This is a genomic window from Roseovarius confluentis (genome assembly GCF_002917925.1).
Lineage (GTDB): Bacteria > Pseudomonadota > Alphaproteobacteria > Rhodobacterales > Rhodobacteraceae > Roseovarius > Roseovarius confluentis.
Genome location: NZ_PPFE01000008.1, coordinates 165,280 through 182,039, shown reverse-complemented (window position 1 = coordinate 182,039; position 16,760 = coordinate 165,280). Strand labels below are relative to the sequence as shown.

The window sequence follows — 16,760 nt, the reverse complement described above, 5'->3', positions numbered from 1 at the left end:
GGGGGGACGCGAACCGCCCTATGCCGTCTCTGGGCTGAATGTCAGTGTCGCAACGACACCATGCGTGCCGTTTCGCAGGTCCAGGTCCGTACCAAGCTCCATGCAGACGACTTCGGCGATCTTCATCCCCAGGCCGCTCGTCTTTGCGCCGTGGTCGGGCGGAAGACCGACACCGCTATCCGAACAGGTCAGCCGGACACGCCCGTCCGGTTCGAGACCGAGATCGACCCTGACCGCACCGCCCTGCCCGTCGGGAAATCCGTGCTTGAAGGAATTCGCGACAAATTCGTTCACGAAGGTGCCCACGGCGACGGCCTGCTGTGCCACGACAGACACTGATACCGCCGCGACCTCGACCGTGACTTCAGCCGGCGCCAGCCCTTCGAGCTGGGCGCAGACCTGGGTGAGGTACTGACCCAATTCGACCACGCTGAGTTCATCGGATTGGTACAGCATGTCGTGCAGCTGTGTCAGCGCGTCGATCCGAGTCTTGACCATCGACAGGGCCAGTTTCGCCTCGTCCGCGGCAAAGGCCCTGGTTTGCAGATTTGTAAAGGACGACAGCGATTGCAGCGAATTCTTGACCCTGTGATCGACCTCGCGGCGCAGGATGTCGGCCGACCGCAACGCCTTGCGCATCTCCAGCAGGGCCATGACCTGCCGCGCCAAAACGCGCAGGGTGTCGCGCTGCAACGCGGTCAGTTCACGGGGCTCGTAATCCAGAACGCACAGCGTGCCCAGCGGCAGCCCCTCCTGGGTGGTCAGCAACGCCCCGGCATAAAAGCGCAGGCCCGGCTCGCCACAGCACAGCGGGTTGTCCTGCATCCGGGGGTCTTCCAGCGTGTCCCGGATTTCGGCAAACTCCTCTTCCAGGATCACATGGGCGCAGATCGAGGTTGCCAGCGGCGTCTCGCGCACGCCAAGTCCGGTTTCCGCCTTGAACCATTGCCGTTCCGCGTCAATGAAATTGACCACCGAGATCGCCGTGCCACAGGCCGCCGCGGCCAGCTTCACGATCTCGTCGAACTCCTGCTCGGGGTCCGTGTCGAGGATCTCGAAGTCGTGCAGCGCGGCAAGCCTGTGCTGTTGCAGCGGGTGATGGACGGCTTCCATTGAAATTACTGTCCCGAACTGTGGTCAATTGGTCGATGTCACCGTCAGGTCCACGACGTCGCCTGTGGCAAATGACCTGTTTCCCTACGACCTCTACGATATCCCGCACATGTGGCGCAACAGGCGTCGCGCGCACCGTCACGTCACGCAGAACTGGCCTACTCGGCCGTCAGCACCGCCGAGACCGGCGCCAGCGCCACGCTGGCCGCCCGGTCCTGAAGCCCCCAGAGCAAGAGCGCGCTGATCGTGTCCGGGCGCAGCCGGCCCACCATGATCACCCCGCCCTCTTCCTGGCCCGCGCGGAACGCGGCCTGATCGAGGAACCGGCGCACGGCAGCGGCGTTCTGACCGTTGGAATCGAAATCGCGGAACACCGTGGCCGACGGCACGCCCTCGCGCGCGATCAGCTTCTGCGCCGTGTTCAGCCCGTTGGGAAACATTACCAGGCCATGGCCGCTGTCCTTCAGGATCGGCGCCAGCTGTTCGGCGGCCTCGCGGCTGGATTGGAGCCCGGTGCCTGTCCCCTCGAAAACCGCCACCGCCTCGGGAACGGCCTCCAGCAGAACACTCATCGACGTTTCCGCGTCGCTCGCGGCGGCATTCTGCGGCAGGTTGACCATGGCCAGAACCTCCATCCCCGCCGCACGGTACTCCGCGGCGGTGTCAGCGGCATTGGCATACGAAGCATCCACGGCAAAGCTCAGCGGATAGGGAAAATCGGCCAGCGCGGCGGGGCCGATCGGGCTGGTGCCATCGTCGATCAGGATGATCGACATCAGCGGCTTGTCCTCGGGGTTGTCGAACTCGGCGGCGAAGCGTTCGACCGGCGGCAGGGTGTCTGCTTCCGTCTCTTCGGTTGCATCTTCGGCTGACACGTCTGCGGTCCCGGCTTCGGCTTCAGGCGCGGGGTCGATCGCGGTGGGCAACCGGTTGGTGGTCACGCCTTCTGCAATATCACCGATCGTGCCGGTTTCTTCCGAGTCGCTCGTTGCCTCCGCAGCCTCTTCGTCCGCTTCTGCCGAAGGCGAGGCCGACTCTTCCGCCTCCTGCGGTGCGTCGACGACCGGGTCGTCCTGTGGCTCCGGCGCGGCCACGTCGCTGTCAGAGGTCTCGGGCATGGTTTCCGGGGTCGTCTGAGAGCCAGAGCCGCTCTCGGCCTCGGCTTGCGGTTCGCTGTCCGCCTCGGGGGCATCCGCGCCTTCAGGCTCGGGGAATGCGGTGCTCTCCTCGCCGGGGTCCGGCAGCGCCGGCTGCGCCGGTTCGGTGGAAATCGACAGGTCGTCCTCGCCCGACGGCGCCTCGGGCGCCTGGGCCTGCGGGTTGGGCAGCACCGGCTCCTCGTTGCCCACGCTCAGGCCGCTGTCACCCTCGGGCGTCTCCGGCGTGCTCAGCCCCGTTTCGGGCTGGCCGGTTTCGGGCTGCCCCGACGAGGTGGTGTCGGCGCCGTCCATCGAGCTAAGATCGTCAGGTTCGGGCGCGGTTACCTGCGGCACGGAGTCAGGCGTGGGCGTTTCCTGCAACTGCGGCAACGAGGCCGCGTCGTCGTCGCGCGACTGGTCGAACTCCGACCCGGCCGGCACTTCGACCGGCGTCGCCTCCGGCGGGGTATTCCCCGGCATTCCGCTCAGCACCGAGGCCCCGGCCAGAAGTATTCCCGACAAGGCCGTTCCCGACACCACTCCGGCAAGAAATCCGCGTAACACTGCTATTGCCCTCTTATTTCTTTCTTAACAGTTTTGCGCCTCTTGACCCTGCCGCGCAACCCTGAGCATCTATACCCCGATTGAAATGCCGGGTCATAGGCCCGAAATGACACGGCGCGGACGGGAAATTGGCGACATGCTGCTGCTCATCGATAACTACGACAGTTTCACCTACAACCTCGTGCAATATGTGGGCGAGCTGGGCGCGGACGTGCAGGTGCATCGCAACGACGCGCTGAACGTGCAGGAGGCGATGGCGATGAAACCCGCGGGGATCCTCCTGTCGCCCGGCCCCGGCACGCCGTCGCAGGCGGGCATCTGCAAGGCGCTGATCGAAGCGGCGGCGGACACGCGCACGCCGCTCTTGGGCGTCTGCCTCGGCCATCAGGCCATCGGCGAGGTCTTCGGCGGCACGGTCACACGGCATTCCGATATCGTGCATGGCAAGATGGGCACGATGCACCACACTGCCTCTGGCGTCTTTGCCGGGCTGCCCACCCCGTTCGAGGCGACGCGCTATCACTCCCTTGTCGTGGCGCGCGACACCTGCCCGGATGTGCTTGATATCACGGCAGAACTTGACGATGGTACGATCATGGGCCTGCAACACCGGACGCTTCCCATCCACGGTGTCCAGTTCCACCCCGAATCGATACGCTCGGAACATGGCCACGCTCTTTTGCAGAATTTTCTCGACGTCATGAAGGTGCCCGCGTGAGTGACAGCCTGAAGCCCCTGATCGGCGCCGCCGCCGACCGTCCCCTAACCCGGGAAGAGGCCGAAACGGCCTTTACCACCCTCTTCGAGGGCGAGGCGACGCCCGCCCAGATGGGCGGCTTCCTGATGGCCCTGCGCACGCGCGGCGAGACGGTGGACGAATACGCCGCAGCCGCCGCCGTGATGCGCGCCAAGTGCAACAAGGTCCGCGCGCCCGCCGGCGCGATGGACATCGTCGGCACCGGGGGCGACGGCAAGGGCACGCTGAACATCTCGACCGCCACTGCCTTCGTCGTGGCCGGCGCGGGCGTGCCCGTGGCCAAGCACGGCAACCGCAACCTCAGTTCAAAGTCCGGCGCGGCCGATGCTCTCACGCAGATGGGAATCAACGTGATGGTCGGCCCTGATGTGGTTGAAAAGGCTTTGGAAAGCGCGGGCATCGCCTTCATGATGGCGCCCATGCATCACCCGGCCATGGCCCATGTCGGCCCGGTCCGGGCGGAGCTTGGCACGCGCACGATCTTCAACATCCTTGGGCCCCTGACCAACCCCGCCGGCGTCAAACGCCAGCTGACGGGTGCGTTCAGCGCCGACCTCATCCGTCCCATGGCCGAAACCCTCGGCAAGCTCGGGTCCGAGCGGGCCTGGCTGGTGCATGGCGGCGACGGCACAGACGAGTTGAGCATCTCCTTCCCCAGCCAACTGGCGGCGCTGGAGGAAGACGGCACAATCCGCGAGGCGGAAATCCACCCCGAGGACGCGGGTCTGCCCGTCCACCCCTTCGAGGACATCCTGGGCGGCACGCCCGAGGAAAACGGCCGCGCGTTCCGCGCCCTGCTGGACGGGGCGCCGGGTGCCTACCGCGACGCCGTACTGCTCAATGCCGCCGCAGCCCTTGTGGTGGCGGGCCACGCGGACGACCTCAGGCAAGGCGTCGAGCAGGCCCGCGACAGCATCGACAGCGGTGCCGCCCGCGCCCGGATCGAAACACTTGCCAAAATCACATCGGAGGCCGCATGAGCACGCCGTCCATCCTTGAGAAAATCAAGGCCTACAAACTCGAGGAAGTCGCCGCAGCCAAGGCCGACAAGCCTCTGGAAACGCTTGAATCCGAGGCCGCGAATGCCCCGACCGTGCGCCCATTCGGCGACGCGCTCTTGCAGGCCAGCAAGACCGGTTTCGGCCTGATCGCCGAGATCAAGAAGGCCAGCCCCTCCAAGGGTCTGATCCGCGAGGATTTCGACCCCGCCGCGCTCGCCGCGGCCTATGCCGAGGGCGGCGCCACCTGCCTGTCGGTGCTGACCGACACGCCCAGCTTCCAGGGTGCGCCCGAGTACTTGGCGCAGGCCCGCGAGGCGTGCGATCTGCCGGTGCTGCGCAAGGATTTCCTCTATGACCCCTACCAGGTGGTCGAGGCCCGCGCCTGGGGCGCCGACTGCATCCTGATCATCATGGCCTCGGTCAGCGACGCGCAGGCGATCGAACTGGAAGAGGCCGCAATCGCGCAAGGCATGGACGCGCTGATCGAGGTGCACAATGAGGCGGAACTGGAGCGCACCGGCGTGCTCAAATCCAACCTTCTGGGCATCAACAACCGCGATTTGAACACGTTCGAGACCTCGCTCGACGTCACCAAGCGGCTGGCACGGCTGGCCCCGATCGATCACCTGCTGATCTCGGAAAGCGGGCTTTACACCAGTGACGACCTGGCCGAGATGGCCCGCTACGGCACGCGCTGTTTCCTCATCGGTGAAAGCCTGATGCGGCAGGAAGACGTCACCGCCGCCACCCGCGATATCCTGTCGGGTACCACCCCGGCGGCGCACGTCTGATGGCCGGGCTCACCCATTTCGACGGCAAGGGCGACGCCCACATGGTCGACGTCTCTGAAAAGGACGTGACGGACCGTGTGGCCGTGGCCGAATGTCACGTGAGGATGGCGCCTGAAACCTTTGATATCATTATCGAAGGCCGCGCCAAGAAGGGTGATGTCCTGTCCGTTGCGCGCCTTGCCGGGATCATGGGCGCCAAGCGCACATCCGAACTGATCCCGCTCTGCCACCCGCTGCCCATCGCCAAGGTCGCGGTGGAACTCACGCCCGACCCCGACCTGCCCGGCATCCGTATCGAGGCGACGGTCAAGACCACCGGCCAGACCGGGGTGGAGATGGAGGCGCTGACCGCCGCCAGCACCGCGGCGTTGACGGTCTATGACATGGCCAAGGCCGTCGACCGCGCGATGGAAATAGGCGGCTTGCGCGTGGTGCTGAAAGACGGCGGAAAATCAGGCCGTTACGAGGCGAAATGATCACCGTCGACCAGGCTCTTGACCACCTCTTCTCGCTCGTCTCCCCGCTGGAGCCGGAAACCGTCCCTCTGCGCGAGGCACATGGCCGCGTTCTGGCCCAGCCTGCCGAGGCGCGACGCGATCAGCCGCCGTTTGACGCCTCCTCCATGGACGGCTACGCGCTGAACGAGGCCGAGGCCACACCGGGCGCCAGTTTCGACGTGATCGGCGAAGCCGCCGCCGGACACGGCTTTGACGGCACGGTCCGCACCGGTCAGGCCGTGCGCATCTTCACCGGCGCGCCGGTGCCCGAGGGCGCAGACAAGGTGGTCATACAAGAGGACGTCAGCCGCGACGGCGACCGTATCACGCTAGGCGACAGGCTTGACGACAAGCCGAACATCCGCCCCCGAGGTGGCGACTTCAAGGTTGGCGACCGGATCGATTCCCCGCGCCTGCTCTCCCCCGAGGATGTCGCACTGCTTGCCTCGATGAACGTGGCCGACGTCACCGTCACCCGCAAACCCAAGGTCGCGCTCATCGCCACGGGCGACGAGCTGGTGATGCCGGGCGAAGATCCCGGCCCCGACCAGATCATCGCGTCCAATTCCTTTGGCCTCTGCGCCCTGCTCGACACCCTGGGCGCCGAGCCCCGGATGCTGCCCATCGCCGCCGACACGCGCGAGTCGTTGGAAACCGCCTTCGACCTGGCCAAAGGCGCCGACCTCGTCATCACGATCGGCGGCGCGTCGGTGGGCGATCATGACCTCGTGGGCAAGGTCGCGGGCGATCTCGGCATGGAACGCGCGTTCTACAAGGTCAGAATGCGCCCCGGCAAACCCCTGATGGCGGGCCGGATGGGGGACGCGGCGATGCTCGGGCTGCCCGGCAACCCGGTTTCGGCCATGGTCTGCGGGCATGTCTTCATGGCGCCGATGATCCGCGCGATGCAGGGCTTGGGTGCACACCCCGCCCCGCGTCTCTCTGCCAGGCTTGCCGCCGACATGGGCCCCGGCGGCCCGCGCGAACATTACATGCGCGCCCAGGTCGAGGACGGCACCATCCTGCCCGAAAGCAGCCAGGACAGCGGGATGCTGTCGGTGCTGGCCCGCGCCAATGCCCTGCTGATCCGGCCCGCCGACGACGCCCCCCGGGCGCAGGGCGACTGGATCGAATACGTTCCGATCTGACCGCTTATCCACAGACCCGTTGACACAAAACGAGAACATGCGTAGAACAAATGTAAACGCATGGATCGTGGAGACGTGGAAAAATGCTGACGAAAAAGCAGCTCGACCTGTTGGAATTCATTCACAAGCGGGTGCAACGCGATGGCGTGCCGCCCAGCTTTGACGAGATGAAGGATGCGCTGGACCTGCGTTCGAAATCCGGCATCCACCGCCTGATCACGGCCCTGGAAGAACGCGGCTTCATCCGCCGCCTCGCCCACCGGGCCCGGGCGCTGGAAATCATCAAGCTGCCCGAAAGCATGGGCGGCGAAGCGATCGGCGGAGGCGAAAGCGGCGGCTTTACCCCCCGCGTGATCGAGGGCGACCGCCCCGAGGCCGCACAGCCCGCCAACGCCCAGCCGGTCGAGCCGGTGCACGCGCTGGAACTGCCTGTCATGGGCCGCATCGCCGCCGGTGTCCCGATCGAGGCGATTGCCCATGCCAGCCACAATGTCGCCGTTCCCGGCGGCATGATCGCCGGTCCCGGCCAGCATTACGCGCTGGAGGTCAAGGGCGACTCGATGATCGAGGCGGGCATCAACGACGGCGACGTGGTGGTGATCCGCGAGACATCGACGGCGGACAACGGCGATATCGTCGTGGCGCTGGTGGACGACCAGGAAGCAACGCTGAAGAAATTCTACCGCCGTGGTAACGCCATCGCACTCGAGGCCGCGAACCCGGCCTACGAGACCCGTGTGCTGCCCGAGGATCAGGTCAAGGTACAGGGCCGCCTCGTCGGCCTCATCCGCACCTACTAAAGCGTTTCGCGATAAACCTGGATCACAGCTTATCGCGAAACGCAGCACTACGGCCAATCGTTGCACGCGTTTCGCCTTCAGTTGATGCCTCTGGTGAATGGCGAAACGCTTTAACGCCAGTCGGACCGCCGCCGGCGGTCCGTGTTCCAAAGCCGCGCGCCCGTCATGTCGCGGGCGGTCACGGCCCGAAGGCCATCGTTCTCTCGCCAGATCGCCAGCGCGCCCGTCTCTTTCAACGTACCGGGATGGATCGCGCGGCATGGCAATTCCACCTTCGGCACGTTGTTGAACACCACCCACTCCTTCGCGGCGCAATCGGTAAATTCTTCCGCCGCGCGCTTGCCCCGCACGGCGGTGATCGGCCAGCCCGCGCCGCCCGCCACCTTGGTCCAGCGGGCGAACGCCCCCTCCTGATCCACCGGATCGCCGTCATTCTCCAGCCAGTTCATCGCGACAAAGCCGGAGGCACGACCCGTGGACAGCGCCCGCCCCTCGGGCGTCATCACCCCCACCAGGCTGCCATTGTCGGAGACAAGGATATCGGGCCGCTCCGCCTGCGCCCACAGAACGAAGGCCAGCGCAACCGGCACCACGCCCGCGAACCGCGCCCGCCCCTGCCACAACACGACCAAGAGCAGGCCCAGCGACAAGAGCGGCAGCACCCGCGGACCGGGGCGAACCACGGTACCGCGCGCGCCCTCCAGCCCCGAGACCCAATGCGCCACGCCCAGGATCCACTCCAGCGCGGGCTGCATCACCGCCAGCGCCAGTCCTTCCAGTCCAAAGGGCATCAAGAGTCCCACGAGCACCGCCATGGGCATGACCAACACGCCCATCAAAGGGACGCTCATCAGGTTCGCCACCAGCCCGAAATGCGCGATCTGGTTGAAATGCGCGGCGGCAATCGGCGCCGTCGCCAGCCCCGCCACGAAGGACGACATGACGACCGCCCAGACCGGCCGCATCCATTTGGGCCCCAAGCGCCAGTCAAGGTCGCGCAAGGCGCCGAAGACCGCCACCAGCGCCGTCGTTGCCGCAAAAGACATCTGGAACCCCGGCCCCATCAACGCTTCGGGCCGCAGCATCAGGATGATGCAGGCCGCCAGCGCCACGGCCCTCAAGGACAAGGCCCGCCGGTCCGCCAGCACCGCCAGCAGCATCACCGCCACCATGACAAAGGCGCGTTCCGTGGCGACGTTGCCGCCCGACAACGCCAGGTACCCCGCCGCCGCCGCCAGCGCGCCCACCGCCGCGATCTTTTTCGTCGGCAGGCGCAGCCCCCAGCCCGGCACAGCCGCCATCCCCAGCCGCAAGGCGGCAAAGACGAACCCCGCCAGCAGGCCCATGTGCAGGCCCGAAATGGCCAGCAGGTGCGCCAGGTTCGACACGCGCAGCGCGGTCAGCGTCTCCTGCCCCATGCCCGAGCGGTCCCCGGTCATGATCGCGGCGGCAAAGGCGCCGGCTTCACCCGGCATCTGCGCCTGGATGCGGCCCGACAGAGCCATGCGCGTCTTGAACAGCACCTGTCCGCCCGACGCCGGTTCCAGCAGCAGGACAGGCGTGCGCGTATACCCCACCGCGCCCAGCCCCATGAACCAAGCGTGCCGCTGGAAATCGAAGCCGCCCGGCTCCACCGGGCCTGCGGGCGGCGACAGGTGCACGGTCAGGATCAGCGTCTCGCCCGGTTGCGGATCGGCCCCCTCCGCCGCGCCGTGAAACGACACCCGCACGCGCCCGGGCGTGATATCGGGGCCCATGTTGCGCAGCACCACCCGGTCCAGCGTCACCCGCAGCGCGTCCGAGCTGGAGCGGTCGATATCCACCACCCGCCCCTCGACCGGGCCGTAATAACGCCAGCCCAGCTTGGCATCCGCCACGCCATGCGCCCGAAACGCCGCGATGCAGAGCCCGAGTGCGACCAGCGCCACGGCCCAGATCACCGGCGCCAGTCCCGCGTCCACCAGGCGCAGCACCACAAGTGCCCCGCCAATGCCCGCGGCCAACGCCACGTAAACCCAGACCGGCGGTTCGGACTTCAGCCCGAAATAGAGCCCGATGCCGCACGCCAGCATCACCGGCACCCATGCAAACAGGTGCCCGCGCTGATCCAGCCACGCGGCGACGGCACGCTGCCAAAGCACCAAGGCTTGTCTCCCTTTTCATGGGCCGATAGACAGGCACCGTTATTGATACGTCTCCCATGCTTACCGAAAGGTTAACCGGCCCCATGTCGCAGCCAGTTGTCACCCGTTTTGCCCCTTCGCCGACCGGATACCTGCATATCGGTGGGGCGCGCACGGCGCTCTTCAACTGGCTTTTCGCACGGCGTCACGGCGGGTCGTTCCTGCTCAGGATCGAAGATACCGACCGCGCGCGATCGACCCCCGAGGCGACGCAGGCCATCCTCGACGGGCTGGCATGGCTGGGTCTGGACCATGACGGCGACGTGGTCAGCCAGGCCGCCCGCGCCGACCGGCACGCCGAGGTGGCGAACGAATTGCTGGCCAAGGGTCAGGCGTACAAGTGCTTTGCCACGCAGGACGAAATCCAGGCCTTCCGCGATGAGGCCAAGGCCGAAGGCCGCTCCACCCTCTACCGCAGCCCGTGGCGCGATGCCGACCCCGCGACGCACCCCGATGCGCCCTACGTCATCCGCATCAAGGCCCCGCTCGATGGCACGACCACCATCGCCGACAAGGTGCAGGGCGACGTCACCATCCGCAACGATCAGCTGGACGACATGGTCCTGCTGCGCTCGGACGGCACGCCCGTCTACATGCTCGCCGTCGCGGTGGACGATCACGACATGGGCGTCACGCATGTCATCCGCGGCGACGACCACCTCAACAACGCCGCCCGCCAGATGCTGATCTACACCGCGATGGACTGGCCCCTGCCGGTCTATGCCCATATCCCGCTGATCCACGGCCCCGACGGCAAGAAGATGAGCAAGCGGCACGGCGCCCTCGGCGTCGACGAGTACCACAAGCAGGGCTACCCGGCCGCGGGGATGCGCAACTATCTCGCCCGCCTCGGGTGGAGCCACGGCGACGACGAGTTCTTCACGGATGACCAGGCGCAGCAATGGTTCGACCTCGACGGCATCGGCAAGTCCCCGGCCCGGTTCGACTTCAAGAAGCTGGAAAATCTCTGCGGCCAGCACATCGCCGCAAGCGACGATGCTGCGCTGCTGCATGAATTGAATGAATTCCTTGACGTGACGGAATCCGCGCCCTTGCCCGAGCCGACACGGGCCCTCATGCTGGACGGCATGTATTGCCTCAAAGAACGCGCAAAGACCTTCCCGGAACTGCTTGATAAGGCGCAGTTTATCCTGGAAAACCGCCCGATCCGCCCGGACGAGAAGGCCGCCGCGCAGCTCGACGCGGTATCCCGTGGTATACTGAACGAATTGACGCCGCACTTGCAAAATGCTAACTGGTCGCGCAACGATCTGGAAGAAGCCGCAAATGCGTTCGCGGCATCCAAGGATATCAAGTTCGGCAAGCTGGCCGGTCCGATGCGGGCCGCGCTGGCCGGTCGGGCGGCAACACCTAGCGTGTTTGACATGATGCTGGTCCTGGGCCGGGAGGAATCCCTCGCCCGACTGAATGATGCTGCCTCGCAGAACGGTTAACCCGTTCGTAAGGCGTGCTGGAATATGCAGCCAAGGCGCGCCACGCGCCGCGGCGTGACGAGGGAGACCCTGATGGCAGACAGTACCAAATCCGCGAAACTGACGATCGAAGGCAACGACTACGAGCTTCCGATCTATTCGCCCACCGCCGGACCGGACGTGATCGACATCCGCAAGCTCTATGCGCAGGCGGGCGTGTTCACCTATGACCCCGGCTTCACCTCGACCGCCAGCTGCGACAGCACGATCACCTATATCGACGGCGGCAAGGGCGAGCTTCTGCACCGCGGCTACCCGATCGACCAGCTGGCCGAGAAATCGCACTATCTCGAGGTGTGCTACCTGCTGCTTTACGGCGAGCTGCCCTCCGCCGCCCAGCTGGAAGATTTCGAGACCCGCGTGACCAATCACACCATGCTGCACGAACAGATGCAGTTCCTGTTCCGCGGCTATCGCCGCGACGCGCATCCGATGGCCATCATGGTCGGCGTCGTGGGCGCGCTTTCGGCGTTCTACCACGACAGCACCGACATTTCGGACCCGTGGCAACGCGAGGTCGCGACGATCCGCCTGATCGCCAAGATGCCGACGATCGCCTCGATGGCCTACAAGTACACGCTGGGCCAGCCCTTCGTGTATCCGCGCAACGAGCTCGACTATGCCTCGAACTTCCTGCGCATGTGCTTTGCCGTCCCGGCCGAGGATTACGAGGTCAACCCGATCCTTTCGCGCGCCATGGATCGCATCTTCACGCTCCATGCCGACCACGAGCAGAACGCCTCGACCTCCACGGTGCGGCTCGCGTCTTCGTCGGGCGCCAACCCGTTTGCGTGCGTTGCAGCGGGCATCGCCTGCCTCTGGGGCCCGGCCCATGGCGGCGCCAACCAGGCCTGCCTGGAAATGCTCCAGGAAATCGGCACGCCCGACCGTATTCCGGAATTCATCGCGCGCGCCAAGGACAAGGACGATCCGTTCCGCCTGATGGGCTTCGGTCACCGCGTCTACAAGAATTTCGACCCCCGCGCCAAGGTGATGAAACAATCCGCCGACGAGGTGCTTGACCTTCTGGGCGTGGAAAACAACCCCACGCTTCAGGTCGCCAAGGAGCTTGAGGCCGCGGCGCTCGACGATCCCTATTTCACCGAGAAGAAGCTGTTCCCGAACGTGGATTTCTACTCGGGCATCATCCTCGAGGCGATGGGCTTCCCGACGTCAATGTTCACGCCCATCTTCGCGCTCAGCCGCACGGTCGGCTGGATTTCCCAGTGGAAGGAAATGATCGGCGATCCGCAACTGAAAATCGGCCGCCCGCGTCAGCTCTACATGGGCGAGACGCTGCGCGACTACGTGGACATGGAAAACCGGTAAGCGCCGCACCCGCTCTTCTGCAAAACGCCCCGCCGGTGCGGGGCGTTTTTCGTTGCGCCGTCCGGTTATTAAAATTGTAGCCAACCGACGGGGCGGACCCGATCGTACATTTACTTACGATTCAGTCGGCTGCGCCATGATTGCTGCAACTGGTCGGTTACGAGCACATCATGGTGATACTCGCCATCTTGGGACATCATGATCTTGGGCCAGGACGACACGGTGACCGGCGGCGACAGCTTTGACCTTTTCATCGGCAGCAGCCCCACTTCTTGCCGGCAGCCCGGCCAACATCATGGATTTCGAGGTGAACGAGGAGTTGCTGGTGCTGACATAGGAGGGCAGCGACCTGCCGGACCTCAGCCTGAAGGATGTCGTCGGCGACGCGGTACTGAGCCTCGACGGCGCCCCGCCGCAATCCTGGCCGGGCTTGGCGGCTCGTTCGTGCTCAGCGACGTGGAACTGGTCGAACGCGTCGCCTGATCAGCGCCCCTCGTATTCCGGTTTGCGCTTGTCCAGGAAGGCGGTCACACCTTCCTGGAAATCCCGTGTCCGGCCGCATTCGCCCTGCAACTGCGCCTCCAGGTCCAACTGCTTGTCGAACCCGTTTTCCCAACTGCCGCGCACCGCGCGTTTGATCCCGCCATAGGCCGCCGTCGGCCCCTTGGCCAGATGCGCCGCCCGCGCCTGCCAGTGCATCTCGAACGCGTTATCCTCGACCGCCTCCCAGATCAGCCCCCAGGCATCCGCCTGCCGCGCCGAAATCGGCTCGGCAAAGAGCGCCGCGCCCATCGCCTTGGCCGCCCCCACCTGCCGCGGCATCCAGTAGGTGCCGCCCGCATCCGGGATCAGGCCGATCCGCGCAAAGGCCTGCAGGAAATAGGCGCTCTCGGTCGCGATCACAACGTCGAAGGCCAGCGCCAGGTTGGCCCCCGCCCCTGCCGCCGGACCGTTGACCGCCGCGATGGTCGGCACCGGGCAGTCCGAGATCATCCGCAGCATCGGCTCGTACTCGTCGCGCAGCACGCGCTCCACGTCCAGCGCCGCCGCCGTGCCGTTGTCCGACAGGTCCTGCCCCGAACAGAACGCCTTGCCATTGCCGGTCAGCACCGCCACCCGCGCCTCGCGCCCGGCGCGCTGCATCGCATCGGTAATCTCGGCCCGCATCTGGGTATTGAGCGCGTTCATCTTGTCAGCGCGGTTCATCCGCAGCACGGCGATGTCGTCGGTCAGGTCATAGGTCAGGGTCTGATAGGTGGTCATCGGGCGGGCCTCCATCTGGCGTTTGACGCCAATCAACCCCGCCCGGGCGTGAAATGCAACGCGCGACGGCGCGTCAGTCCTTCATGATTTCCTTCAACCGCGCCTCTTCGGCCCAGCTCAGCCCGGCCTCATCCTCCGGTTTCGCCCGCGCGCGGCCGCGGATATAGACCACCGCCAGCAATCCGCCCAACAGCAGCATCACCGGCCCCGCCAGCCACAACACTAGGTTGCTGCCGCTCGCCACCGGGTTCAGCAGCACGTATTCGCCGTAACGGTCCACGACGAAATCGATGACCTCCTCGTCGCTGTCCCCCGCCACAAGCCGCTCGCGCACCAGAAGGCGCAGGTCCCGGGCCAGGTCCGCATTGGAATCGTCGATGCTCTCGTTGCGGCAGACAAGGCAGCGCAGGCCCGAGGAGATCTCCCGCGCGCGCTCTTCCAGCGCCGGATCGTCAAGAATCTCGTCCGGCTGCACCGCCCAAAGCGGCGAGGCCAGAAGGCACAGGATCAGCACAAGCCGTTTCATTCCGCCGGCACCCCCACGGCGCGGGTCTTGCGCGCACCCGCCGCCACGCGATAGCGCCGGTCGGACAGCGACAGCGCGCCCCCGATCGCCATCAGGATCGCACCGCCCCAGATCCAGTTCGCCAGCGGCTTGTAGTAGGTCCGCACGGCCCAGCCGCCCGCCGCCTGCTCGTCGCCGATCACCACGTAAACGTCACGCAGGATGCCATTGTCGATCGCGGCCTCTGTCGTGGGCATCCCCGCCACAGGGTAAACCCGCTTTTCGGGGTTCAATTGGCTGATCTCGGACCCGTTTTTGGACAGGGTCACGTCAGCCATCGTGGACAGGTAATTCGGCCCTTCCACCTCGCGGACGTCGTTGAGCGTGATGGTCAGGCCTGCCACGTCGAAACTTTCGCCCACCTGCGCCACGCGGATATCCTCGGCCTCCCAGGCCAGCATCCCGGCGATACCCGCGATGGTGATGCCAAAGCCCGCATGCGCCACGGCCTTGCCCCAGTCCGCCCGCGGCAGGCGTTTCAGCCGCGACAGGCGGCCCCCGCCCCGGCCCGTGCGGCTCCACAAATCGACCGCCGCGCCCGACACCAGCCAGGCCGCCAGGAACAGGCCCACCGGCCCAAGCGCGCTGCGCTCTGTCTGCATGGCATAGGCCAGCGCACCCACCGCCACGGCCAGCGCAAAGGCTCCCGCCAGCGGCCTCACGACCCGGCTCAGGTTGCCCCGCTTCCACGGCAGCATCGCGCCCACCGGCAGGATCAGCCCCAACAGCACCATGAACGGCGTGAAGGCCATGTTGAAGAACGGCTCGCCCACGCTCAGCTTGCGGTCGAACATGAGTTCCGACACCAGCGGCCAGATCGTACCCACGAAAATGACGAAGGCCGACACGCCCAGAAGAACATTGTTGGCGACCAGCATCGTCTCGCGGCTCACAAGGCCAAAGACCCCCTTGGCCTGCATCGCCCCGGCCCGCGCGGTAAAGAGCGACAGGCCAAGCATCATGAAGAACCCTGTGATCATCAGCAGGAACACGCCGCGCTCCGGGTCCGTCGCAAAGGCATGGACCGAGGTCAGCACGCCCGAGCGCGTGATGAACGCGCCGATCATCGAGAACCCGAAGGCGATGATGGCGAGCAATATGGTCCAGCTTTTCAGCGACTCGCGCTTTTCAACCACGATGGCCGAATGCAGCAACGCGGCGGCGATGAGCCACGGCATGAAACTGGCGTTTTCCACCGGATCCCAGAACCAGAAGCCGCCCCAGCCCAACTCGTAATAGGCCCACCAGGACCCCAACGCGATGCCGATGGTCAGAAAGATCCACGCCGCCAACGTATAGGGCCGCACCCACCGGCCCCAGGCCGCATCGACGCGGCCTTCAATCAGGGCGGCCAGCGCGAAGGAATAGGTCATCGAAAGGCCCACGTAGCCGAGGTAGAGGAACGGCGGATGGAACGCGAGGCCCGGGTCCTGCAATAGCGGGTTCAGGTCACGCCCATCGAAAGGCGGCACTTCCATGCGCAGAAACGGGTTCGAGGTGAACAGGATAAAGGCAAAGAACGCCACACCGATCAGACCCTGTATCGACAGCACCCGCGCCTTCAGCGTCGGCGGCAGGTTGCCCCCGAACCATGCGGCAAAGGCCCCGAACAGCGTCACGATCAGCACCCACAGCAGCATCGAGCCTTCGTGGTTCCCCCAGACGCCGGTGATCTTGTAAAGCATCGGTTTCGCGGAATGGCTGTTGGCCACCACCAGTTCCAGCGAGAAATCCGAGGTCACGAAGGCCCAAGTCAGCGCCGCAAAGGCCCCCAGCGTCAGCACGAATTGCAGCGTAGCGGCGGGCTCGGCCACGGCCATCCACCCCGCCCATCGCTTGTGTGCGCCGATCAGCGGCACGACGGATTGAAAGCACGCCACGAAGAAGGCGAGGATGAGGGCGAAATGTCCAAGCTCGGTGATCATGGCCCGGTTATAATCGCCCCGGGCCTCGCCTCCAACGCATTTCGGGTGCGACGGGTGATCACATTGTCGCGGGGCGCGGCCGTGCCGTCGCTGCCCCCCGGGGTGGCGCGCCGACGCCAGAGCAGCAGACCTTAACCCCAGCCAAATCCGAAAAACGTCCAAGCAGAGCGCTTGCGTCTGCCAAATCGCCGC

At 65.9% G+C, this 16,760-nt stretch carries 14 protein-coding genes; 8 read left to right on the top strand and 6 right to left on the bottom strand.

The genetic code is table 11. From position 1 onward, the window contains the following. Positions 1-18: 18 nt before the first annotated feature. On the bottom strand, positions 19-1,113 hold the full coding sequence (locus C2I35_RS17070; RefSeq protein WP_103764250.1) for a histidine kinase dimerization/phosphoacceptor domain -containing protein: 1,095 nt from the start codon (positions 1,111-1,113) through the stop codon (positions 19-21). Between the two features lie 158 nt (positions 1,114-1,271). After that, a complete protein-coding gene (locus tag C2I35_RS17065; protein ID WP_245890526.1) occupies positions 1,272-2,816 on the bottom strand; it encodes a divergent polysaccharide deacetylase family protein in 1,545 nt (514 codons plus the stop codon). A 136-nt stretch (positions 2,817-2,952) separates the two neighbouring features. Here C2I35_RS17065 and C2I35_RS17060 point away from each other — a divergent pair, with 136 nt between their 5' ends. From C2I35_RS17060 to lexA, 6 genes are all read left to right on the top strand, one after another. Continuing rightward, the gene (locus tag C2I35_RS17060; RefSeq protein ID WP_103764289.1) at positions 2,953-3,534 is read left to right on the top strand and encodes an anthranilate synthase component II; all 582 of its coding nucleotides are present in this window, start codon (positions 2,953-2,955) and stop codon (positions 3,532-3,534) included. After that, complete coding sequence (trpD, locus tag C2I35_RS17055) at positions 3,531-4,553, top strand: anthranilate phosphoribosyltransferase (RefSeq protein ID WP_103764248.1); 1,023 nt, start codon at positions 3,531-3,533, stop codon at positions 4,551-4,553. The genes C2I35_RS17060 and trpD overlap by 4 nt, the downstream gene beginning before the upstream one ends. Next, positions 4,550-5,365, top strand: coding sequence for an indole-3-glycerol phosphate synthase TrpC (gene trpC, locus C2I35_RS17050; protein ID WP_103764247.1), 816 nt, complete (start codon positions 4,550-4,552; stop codon positions 5,363-5,365). Before trpD ends, trpC begins: the two co-directional genes overlap by 4 nt. Continuing rightward, entirely contained in the window at positions 5,365-5,841 is a 477-nt protein-coding gene (gene moaC, locus C2I35_RS17045; RefSeq protein WP_103764246.1) for a cyclic pyranopterin monophosphate synthase MoaC, read from the top strand. Before trpC ends, moaC begins: the two co-directional genes overlap by 1 nt. Further along, complete coding sequence (locus C2I35_RS17040) at positions 5,838-7,010, top strand: molybdopterin molybdotransferase MoeA (protein WP_103764245.1); 1,173 nt, start codon at positions 5,838-5,840, stop codon at positions 7,008-7,010. The genes moaC and C2I35_RS17040 overlap by 4 nt, the downstream gene beginning before the upstream one ends. 83 nt (positions 7,011-7,093) lie before the next feature. Then, complete coding sequence (gene lexA, locus C2I35_RS17035) at positions 7,094-7,810, top strand: transcriptional repressor LexA (RefSeq protein WP_103764244.1); 717 nt, start codon at positions 7,094-7,096, stop codon at positions 7,808-7,810. A gap of 110 nt (positions 7,811-7,920) precedes the next feature. Here the strand turns inward: lexA and C2I35_RS17030 are convergent, their stop codons facing one another. Then, on the bottom strand, positions 7,921-9,951 hold the full coding sequence (locus tag C2I35_RS17030) for a ComEC/Rec2 family competence protein (RefSeq protein ID WP_342749725.1): 2,031 nt from the start codon (positions 9,949-9,951) through the stop codon (positions 7,921-7,923). 86 nt (positions 9,952-10,037) lie between these two features. On the opposite strand from C2I35_RS17030, the gene gltX reads away from it, so the two are divergent. Together gltX and gltA are read left to right on the top strand one after the other, a co-directional pair. Further along, positions 10,038-11,447 carry a glutamate--tRNA ligase gene (gene gltX / locus C2I35_RS17025; RefSeq protein WP_103764243.1) on the top strand — a complete coding sequence of 470 codons (1,410 nt, stop codon included), beginning with the start codon at positions 10,038-10,040 and terminating at the stop codon, positions 11,445-11,447. Positions 11,448-11,519: 72 nt separating this feature from the next. Beyond that, complete coding sequence (gene gltA / locus C2I35_RS17020; protein WP_103764287.1) at positions 11,520-12,815, top strand: citrate synthase; 1,296 nt, start codon at positions 11,520-11,522, stop codon at positions 12,813-12,815. Positions 12,816-13,298: 483 nt separating this feature from the next. Here the strand turns inward: gltA and C2I35_RS17015 are convergent, their stop codons facing one another. From C2I35_RS17015 to C2I35_RS17005, 3 genes are all read right to left on the bottom strand, one after another. After that, the gene (locus C2I35_RS17015; RefSeq protein ID WP_103764286.1) at positions 13,299-14,078 is read right to left on the bottom strand and encodes an enoyl-CoA hydratase-related protein; all 780 of its coding nucleotides are present in this window, start codon (positions 14,076-14,078) and stop codon (positions 13,299-13,301) included. Positions 14,079-14,151: 73 nt separating this feature from the next. Next, entirely contained in the window at positions 14,152-14,604 is a 453-nt protein-coding gene (locus C2I35_RS17010; RefSeq protein WP_103764242.1) for a cytochrome c-type biogenesis protein, read from the bottom strand. Then, on the bottom strand, positions 14,601-16,568 hold the full coding sequence (locus tag C2I35_RS17005) for a heme lyase CcmF/NrfE family subunit (RefSeq protein ID WP_103764241.1): 1,968 nt from the start codon (positions 16,566-16,568) through the stop codon (positions 14,601-14,603). Before C2I35_RS17005 ends, C2I35_RS17010 begins: the two co-directional genes overlap by 4 nt. Positions 16,569-16,760: the final 192 nt, after the last annotated feature.

What these genes read in the sequence shown, in the direction of transcription:
- lexA (WP_103764244.1), top strand. Translation starts at nt 7,094, where the DNA reads ATGCTGACGAAAAAGCAGCTCGACCTGTTGGAATTCATTCACAAGCGG.
- C2I35_RS17005 (WP_103764241.1), bottom strand. Translation starts at nt 16,568, where the DNA reads ATGATCACCGAGCTTGGACATTTCGCCCTCATCCTCGCCTTCTTCGTG.
- C2I35_RS17040 (WP_103764245.1), top strand. Translation starts at nt 5,838, where the DNA reads ATGATCACCGTCGACCAGGCTCTTGACCACCTCTTCTCGCTCGTCTCC.
- moaC (WP_103764246.1), top strand. Translation starts at nt 5,365, where the DNA reads ATGGCCGGGCTCACCCATTTCGACGGCAAGGGCGACGCCCACATGGTC.
- gltX (WP_103764243.1), top strand. Translation starts at nt 10,038, where the DNA reads ATGTCGCAGCCAGTTGTCACCCGTTTTGCCCCTTCGCCGACCGGATAC.
- gltA (WP_103764287.1), top strand. Translation starts at nt 11,520, where the DNA reads ATGGCAGACAGTACCAAATCCGCGAAACTGACGATCGAAGGCAACGAC.
- C2I35_RS17010 (WP_103764242.1), bottom strand. Translation starts at nt 14,604, where the DNA reads ATGAAACGGCTTGTGCTGATCCTGTGCCTTCTGGCCTCGCCGCTTTGG.
- C2I35_RS17060 (WP_103764289.1), top strand. Translation starts at nt 2,953, where the DNA reads ATGCTGCTGCTCATCGATAACTACGACAGTTTCACCTACAACCTCGTG.
- C2I35_RS17070 (WP_103764250.1), bottom strand. Translation starts at nt 1,113, where the DNA reads ATGGAAGCCGTCCATCACCCGCTGCAACAGCACAGGCTTGCCGCGCTG.
- trpC (WP_103764247.1), top strand. Translation starts at nt 4,550, where the DNA reads ATGAGCACGCCGTCCATCCTTGAGAAAATCAAGGCCTACAAACTCGAG.
- C2I35_RS17015 (WP_103764286.1), bottom strand. Translation starts at nt 14,078, where the DNA reads ATGACCACCTATCAGACCCTGACCTATGACCTGACCGACGACATCGCC.